This is a genomic window from Microbulbifer weihaiensis (assembly GCF_048323715.1).
Taxonomy (GTDB): domain Bacteria; phylum Pseudomonadota; class Gammaproteobacteria; order Pseudomonadales; family Cellvibrionaceae; genus Microbulbifer.
Window position 1 is genome coordinate 1 of the sequence record NZ_JBLWFL010000034.1, and the last position, 1,260, is coordinate 1,260.

The window sequence follows — 1,260 nt, forward strand, 5'->3', positions numbered from 1 at the left end:
AAGACTTACCCACGCTTAGTAGACACCTTGTATAGTTAGGTTTCGGCCTAACACGGAGGTGCACCATGGGTAAGAAGAGAACTCAGGCGTATACAGAAGAGTTTCGTAGAGAGGCAGTAAAGAGGGCGGAAAAGCCTGGGGTGACAACTGCCTCAGTCGCTCGAGAGCTAGGTGTCAGTGCTCAGCAGATCTACAACTGGCGACGCCAGTTTAACCGACTCTCAGAGAAGCAGTTTAATAGCCTGGATGGTGTCGATTACTCGAAGCAAGAGAGTGCAGAAGTACGTCGGCTCAAGAGGGAATTGCACCAGGCTCGCCAAGAGGTTGAGTTTCTAAAAAAGGCTGCTGCGTACTTTGCGAACCACCAAGAGTAAAGTACGCGCTGATACGCGAGCATTTAGGGTTGTACCCGATACGCTTGATGTGTCGGTGCCTGGAAGTATCGGCGTCAGGTTTTTACCGCTGGCTAGGCCGCGGCGAAAGTGAGCGTGCTATCCGCAGGAAGCATGTCACAGAGAAGGTTAGAGATACCTTTGAAGCTTTCAAGGCTCGATATGGCGCTCCCCGTATCGCTCGCGAGTTATCGGATGCGGGCATACCTTGCTCAAAGAACTATATCGCTGGAATCATGCACAAAGAGCATATTCGAGCGAGGAACGGTAAGGGCTTTCGTTACAGCAAGGCGGTAGAAGGTAAGGTGAATGTTGCTGCAAATCTACTTAAGCGATGCTTCGAGGTTGATCGACCCAACTGCCGCTGGACCAGTGATATCACCTACATCTGGGTGAGGGATCGCTGGCTGTATCTCGCGGCAGTGATGGATCTGTACTCCCGGCGCATTGTCGGTTGGGCGCTGGATACCCAGATGACGGAAGAACTTACGCAGAAAGCACTGAACATGGCTCTGGAGCAAAGAGGTCGTAAGCCGGGTCTGATCGTGCATTCGGATCGAGGCGTGCAGTATCGAGCCCAAGGGTACCAGGATCTACTATTAGCGAACGGCTGTCGTCCCAGTATGAGTCGCCAGGCAAACTGTTGGGACAATGCCGCGATGGAATCGTTCTTCAGTCGGCTAAAGGTGGAGCTGGTGTACGCAGTAGGCTTTGAGAGTATCAGTCAGGCAAAGTCCGAGGTGTTTGAATACATCGAGGTTTTCTACAACAGAGTACGTAGGCACTCTACACTGGGTTACACAAGTCCAGCAGAGTATGAGCGCAAATGCGCATAGTTATAGTGTCTACTTTTTGTGGGTAAGACCAG

At 51.6% G+C, this 1,260-nt stretch carries 2 protein-coding genes; both read left to right on the forward strand.

Annotation, left to right across the window (positions count from 1 at the left end):
- The first annotated feature begins 65 nt into the window (after window positions 1-65).
- The gene (locus ACNKU7_RS18765) at window positions 66-374 is read left to right on the forward strand and encodes a transposase (protein ID WP_418298518.1); all 309 of its coding nucleotides are present in this window, start codon (window positions 66-68) and stop codon (window positions 372-374) included.
- An 11-nt stretch (window positions 375-385) separates the two neighbouring features.
- Window positions 386-1,228 (forward strand): IS3 family transposase, encoded by an 843-nt coding sequence (locus ACNKU7_RS18770; RefSeq protein ID WP_418298519.1) that lies wholly within the window; start codon window positions 386-388, stop codon window positions 1,226-1,228.
- Window positions 1,229-1,260: the final 32 nt, after the last annotated feature.

Excerpts from the sequence above, each read along its gene's own strand:
- ACNKU7_RS18765 (WP_418298518.1), top strand. The coding sequence starts at position 66 with ATGGGTAAGAAGAGAACTCAGGCGTATACAGAAGAGTTTCGTAGAGAG.